Source organism: Campylobacter sp. RM9333, assembly GCF_020137705.1.
In the GTDB taxonomy this organism is placed as follows: Bacteria; Campylobacterota; Campylobacteria; order Campylobacterales; family Campylobacteraceae; genus Campylobacter_E.
Genome location: NZ_JACGAY010000039.1, coordinates 1 through 2,419 on the forward strand (window position 1 = coordinate 1; position 2,419 = coordinate 2,419).

General features: G+C 24.3%; 1 protein-coding gene. It reads right to left on the reverse strand.

Features of this window, described 5'->3' with window-relative positions:
- On the reverse strand, window positions 1-2,176 hold a 2,176-nt coding region (locus AVBRAN9333_RS09330), incomplete at its 3' end, for a hypothetical protein (RefSeq protein ID WP_336609901.1).
- Window positions 2,177-2,419 lie beyond the last annotated feature (243 nt).

Genomic DNA, 2,419 nt, shown 5'->3' on the forward strand with positions numbered 1-2,419 from the left:
CTTCTACATTTATAAAGCCTTCGTTTTTTATTTCTCCTTTGATTTCTGAGCCGTTTATTACACTTACTTTTGCATCTTTACTATCAATTATTATGCCTTGCTCTAATGTAGCTTTATCTAAGACATTGTTTTTACTATCGCCTGTAATAGTTAGAGTTTGTTCAAATGTAGAACCAACTGCATTTATGCTATCAGCACTAACATTACCTTGAAAAGTGCTTTTTTCATCGCTTAATAATTTATTTGCAGTTATATCTCCGCTAAAGATTGTATTACTTGATTTAAAGTCGTTGCCTACTTGAAAATTTCCATCAATAGTAGTTTGGCTTTCGTTATTTATAGTTAAATCGTTTGTAACATTTATAGTATTAGTAGAACCATCAGCTTTATTAGTAATACTAGAATTATTTAAAGTTAAATTATTAGCAGTTATATCGCCTTTAATATTAGAATTATTTAATTCCATATTATTTGTAGTATTAATACTACCTTGAATAATTGTATTGCTTGATTTAAAGTCGTTGCCTACTTTGAAATTTCCTGTGATGGTTTTTGCTTCAGTATTTTCAATAATTACATTATTTGCAATATCTATTAAATTTGAATTTAAATCAGAATTTAAAAGCTTTAATTCACTACCTTTTATATCACCTTTGATACTAGAATTGCTAATATCAATATTATTAGTAGCTTCTATTTTGCCGATTAATTCACTATTATCTGTTTTTATGTTGGTAATAAGAGAATCTCCTGTTAGTTTTGAATTATATATCTCTAATTCTTCCCCATCAACCAATGCCTCTACAATAGCACCATCTTTTACAATAACCTTAGTATTATCTTGAGTTGAAATATCATTTTTTCCTGGAATTAAAATAGTATCAGTTCCATATAATTTATTAGCTTTTATATATCCGCCATTTATAGTAATTTCTTTTGCAAAAATCCCACTATTTTCTACATTATTTATATAATTTACATTATTTAATTCTAATTTTGGAATTCTATTATATAAATCATTATTATTTAAAGCCCCAATTCCTGTATCTACTAATTTAGTATTATTAATAATTACTTCACTATCATAATGTAATGAAGAAGCTTGAGTAATAGCCGAATTAATTATCTCACTATCATTTATTGTAACCTTAGTATTATCCCAAATCGTAATATGATGTTTTGTAACATCCCAAGTATTATCATTAGATATTTTTACATTATCTAATTTATTTGTATTATAAAAATCAATCCTATTAAGATTTGAATCCAAAACTGCATTTTTAATAACACTATCTTTATATGTTGAAATTCCATTAGATTTTAATGTTATTTTATCTTTATCGTTATTTATAATTTGATGATTTTCAATAGTCAATGTGCCACTTGCTGTGATATTTTTATTATTGTATTTTGCATCATTTTTAATGATAATATTTTTGGCATTTAAATCTGTGGTTAAAGTAGAATTATCTAAAATAAAATTATTAACCTTGCTAATATCAGAACTAATTGTAGTGCCATTTATAACTTCTAAAGTATTCGTATTTAAAGTAGCTTCTACTATAGAATTATCTACAACAATATTTCCACTAATATTTCCAAGCAATTTAGAATTAACAAAAGTAGTTTTATAGTTAAAATCACTATCTTTTATAGTTGAATTTGAAATAATTAAACCAGCACTTTTATTTGTCTTATAACCATATTTAATATTTTCTAAAGTTACTTTATCAAGGCTAAGAGAGCCGCTATTTCTATCACTACTTAAATTAATAGCAATATTCTTTAGACTTCCGCCTACCATTTTTACATTCGCATTATTATCAATAATCAAGCCATGAACACTATTATCGCCAATATTTACTTTAGCAATATTTACATTATTTAAAGTTAAATTTCCTTTAGTCCAAATTTGTCCATCTTTAAAATTTGTATTAATATCAATATTATTAATAATATTTTCAGAACTATTTCCTAAATCAATTTTACCTTTTGTATGAGTAATTTTAGTTGGAACTTTATATTTATCACTTACAATGGTTGTATCTTTATCAATAGTATCTTTAGCATACGCTAAAGAATTTATAGCAGTGCTTGGAATAGTATCAGCAAGAGCTAAATTACCCCCCCCCACTAATATAAAAGTTATTAAAGATAATTTTATAGTTCTATTCATTTTCTCCCCTAAAAAATAAATGAAAAATGCTTTATTATAGTTAAAAATCAATATATAAAGGTTAATCAATTGCTAACAAAATGGGGGGGGGTAATTATAAAAATTAATATTTTTATAAATTTTTAACAATCTAATCAAAAGAATTTTAATATAAAAAATATAAAAAACTTTTAGAATTAAGGTAAAAAATAAAAACAATCTCTAAGTAAAAATACAAAAACTCATAAAAACAATAAAGCTAAA